This window comes from Escherichia sp. TW14182 (assembly GCF_000208525.1).
Classification (GTDB): domain Bacteria; phylum Pseudomonadota; class Gammaproteobacteria; order Enterobacterales; family Enterobacteriaceae; genus Escherichia; species Escherichia ruysiae.
This window is the reverse complement of sequence record NZ_AEJZ01000189.1, coordinates 1-3,617: the sequence shown is the minus strand read 5'-3', so window position 1 is coordinate 3,617 and position 3,617 is coordinate 1. Positions and strand designations below refer to the sequence as shown.

Annotated in this window: 4 protein-coding genes; 2 read left to right on the top strand and 2 right to left on the bottom strand. The window is 42.0% G+C overall.

What is annotated here, in order from left to right:
* Positions 1-416: 416 nt before the first annotated feature.
* Together EQY_RS0115885 and hprR are read right to left on the bottom strand one after the other, a co-directional pair.
* On the bottom strand, positions 417-1,775 hold the full coding sequence (locus EQY_RS0115885; protein WP_000826706.1) for a heavy metal sensor histidine kinase: 1,359 nt from the start codon (positions 1,773-1,775) through the stop codon (positions 417-419).
* Positions 1,775-2,446 (bottom strand): response regulator transcription factor HprR, encoded by a 672-nt coding sequence (gene hprR, locus EQY_RS0115880; protein WP_024188661.1) that lies wholly within the window; start codon positions 2,444-2,446, stop codon positions 1,775-1,777. The genes EQY_RS0115885 and hprR overlap by 1 nt, the downstream gene beginning before the upstream one ends.
* A gap of 131 nt (positions 2,447-2,577) precedes the next feature.
* Here hprR and hiuH point away from each other — a divergent pair, with 131 nt between their 5' ends.
* Complete coding sequence (gene hiuH, locus EQY_RS0115875; protein ID WP_000920117.1) at positions 2,578-2,991, top strand: hydroxyisourate hydrolase; 414 nt, start codon at positions 2,578-2,580, stop codon at positions 2,989-2,991.
* A gap of 98 nt (positions 2,992-3,089) precedes the next feature.
* Positions 3,090-3,617, top strand: a 528-nt coding sequence (locus EQY_RS0115870; protein ID WP_001237272.1) for a molybdopterin-dependent oxidoreductase, incomplete at its 3' end; no start/stop codon positions are given.

Genomic DNA, 3,617 nt, shown 5'->3' with positions numbered 1-3,617 from the left:
AACACTATCAGTAAGTTGGAGTCACTACCTGGATACAGGTATTCTGACCTGAACGCCCAGATCCTTCCACGACAATAAATCGCAGTGCTCGGATCCTTTTGTTTGCTTATCACACATTATTGCGGGTAAAACCATTTTGTGTACACATAACGAGTACACGAGATGTTTATGCAATCCATTAACTTCCGTACCGCACGCGGCAACCTTACAAAAGTACTCAACAATGTTGAAGTCGTGAGCCAGCAATAACGGTCGTACGTAACTGCCGCCGCCTGAAGTGTCTGCCAGGCAGTGATAAACGGTGCTTATGCTGCAGGCAACCAACTGTCATCCTGCCAGATTTCCCCTGCAGCGACAGTTTTCGCCTTCACATTTAGAATATATGCCAACCCCAAAAGATAAATTGTTGTCATAAATTAATATTTTTGTGGTAAGGCGATTCGAAATACATTATTTTCATTTATATAGTGATATGTGGCGCTTCCCCCATGCAATTCGGCAATCGCTTTGACTAAAGAAAGACCAAGTCCCTGACCTGCGGAATGACGCGAGTTATCTCCCCGCCAAAACCTGCGGAAGATTTTTTCCGGCTCATTAATTTTCTTTCCTGGACTGGCGACATCAATATTAAGATATCCGTTGAAATCAAGAAAACTGGTTATATGAATGAGCGATTTTTCCGGTGAATATCGAATAGCGTTAACAATAAGATTCGATAACATTCGTTGTAGTAAAATTTTATCCGCAAAGATTTGCTGATTGCACTCGACCTTAAAACGAATCTCTTTCTCGTCTGAGAGATATTCAAGATAGTCTAACAAATTTCCTGCTTCCTTATTGAGAGAAAGCAAATCCAGTTTCACCAAAACATTGTTTTTATCTGCTCTGGCAAGAAAAAGTATATTCTCTGTTAACCGCGAAATATTTTCCAGCTCTTCAATGTTTCCAGCGATTGTTTTTTGATATTCAGCGATACTTCTTGTTTGACTGAGCGTGACCTGATTCTGACCAAGTAATGCATTAATTGGCGTTCTAAGTTCATGAGCGAGATCGTCAGCAAATTGACTAAGGCGTTCAAAATCTTTTACTAAAGCATGGTGCATTTTATTCAGTGCCCGCCCAAGAGGTTTTAGTTCACTCGGTAGTGCGCTAACCTCAACAGGTTCACGGGTATCGTTATAATTCAATGCTTCAGTTACACCACTTAACTTTTTGATCTCTCGTAATCCCGTTCTGATTAACAGCGGGCTAAGTACCGAGCACAATATAATGGCGACAATGCAAATTATAATGCTATTGATTTTATACTGTTCAAGCATGTTATGTCTTGCTGAAGCCAATTTAGCTACAGTAATCGTTAATACTGGCGAAATTTCATTAATATTAATTCGCAAAGCATCTATTTCTGTATCATTAATAATACTTCTGTAAATTCCAGCTGCGTTGATTGTCTCAGTCGCAGGTATGTTATTTAACATGTCATCACTGACATTTGTTCGGTTAACAATTTTATTGATGCCATCACCATGAATAATCAAGATATCCTGGCTAACATCCATCATCCGGTTAAAGTACACTGGTAAAGTGTCTGGATTTACTCCATCAATTAGCAACTGCTTGATCTGCGCTGTCCGGTTAATGAGCGTTGTATCATCGCGCCATTTCAACTCACTTGCCAGGCCATTATAGAGAGTCCATACAATTCCAGCGCCAGCTACAGACAGCAGTAATATAAAAAGCAAGGTTAAACGGATGGTTATAGATAATCTTTTCATTATTTTTTTACCACTACGAATGAATACCCCATCCCCCGGATTGTGGTGATTAGTTTTTCAGGAAAAGGATCATCAACTTTTGCGCGGAGCCTGCGAATGGCAACATCCACCGTATTGGTATCACTATCGAAATTGATCCCCCAAATTTCACTCGCAATAACCGTTCTGGGTATAATTTCGCCAGCTCTGGAGGCCAGTAGCCAAAGTAACTGAAACTCCTTGCGCGTCAGAGTAATACTGATATTGTTTCTGCTCACACTTTGGTTGACAGAGTCCATTCTTAACCCGCTGATTTCTAATGTTGAATTCAGGGCGTGATGTTGCCTTAATTGTGCCCGAACCCTTGCCAGTAACTCAGAAAATGAAAAGGGTTTTACCAGATAATCATTTGCTCCACTGTCCAGCCCTCTGACTCTGTCATCGACAGAATCCCTTGCTGTAAGGCAAATAACGGGGGTTTGCTTTGCCGTTCGTAACGTTTGTAAGATCTTCCAGCCATCCATACCAGGAAGCATAATATCCAGAATGATCAATGCATAATCATCCTTTAGCGCAAAATAAAGCCCATCTCTGCCATCAGAAACGGCATCAATGACATAACCCGCTTCTGAAAGCCCCTGCGTTACCCATTCCTGGGTTCTTTGATTATCTTCAATAAGTAGAATCTTCATGAAAATAATATGCCATAAATCATATATTATAGAAACAGCCTGGTTCATTACAAAATTGTAATTCTGCTGTAAGGTTACCCCGACGTTTTTTCGCTATCCTCAAAGCTCATTCACATGACAAGGATATAAACATGTTAAAGCGTTATTTACTACTCTCGGTGGCAACGGCTGCATTCTCATTACCGTCTTTGGTTTATGCCACACAACAAAACATTCTTAGCGTGCATATTTTGAACCAGCAAACAGGAAAACCTGCTGCCGATGTGACAGTCACTCTTGAAAAGAAAGCGGATAATGACTGGTTACAACTTAATACCGCTAAAACAGATAAAGATGGAAGAATTAAGGCGCTGTGGCCCGAACAAACTGCGACCACAGGCGATTATCGTGTCATATTTAAAACCGGGGACTATTTCAAGCAACAAAATCTTGAAAGTTTCTTTCCTGAGATCCCCGTTGAATTTCATATTAATAAACTGAATGAACATTATCATGTGCCTTTATTGCTCAGTCAATATGGATATTCAACCTATCGTGGAAGTTAACTCATAAATATATAGATGCATATCTCTGCTTCTGTCAGGAAAGACGTTTCCTGACAGGTTAGCTCTTGCTGATAAATAACAAAAAATCGTGATGAATTATGAGATTAAAAGAATCTGATATTACCGCCGAGTCGGCTTTTTTTATGCAACGTCGGCAAGTACTGAAAGCATTAGGTATCAGCGCTGCAGCCCTCTCTTTACCAAACGCCGCCCATGCGGATGTGCTCAGCTGGTTTAAGGGTAACAATCGCCCGCCCGCGCCCGCCGGGAAGCCATTGGAATTCAGCAGGCCTGCTGCCTGGCAAAATAACCTGCCACTGACGCCGGAAGATAAAGTTTCCGGCTATAACAACTTCTATGAGTTCGGACTGGATAAAGCCGATCCGGCGGCAAATGCCGGCAGTCTGAAAACCGAACCGTGGACGTTGAAAATCAGCGGCGAAGTCGCTAAACCGTTAACCCTCGATCATGATGCACTGACCAGTCGTTTCCCGCTGGAAGAGCGGATTTATCGTATGCGTTGCGTAGAAGCGTGGTCGATGGTGGTGCCGTGGATTGGTTTTCCGCTGCACAAATTGCTGGAACTGGCAGAACCGACCAGTAACGCGAAATACGTCGCCTTCGAA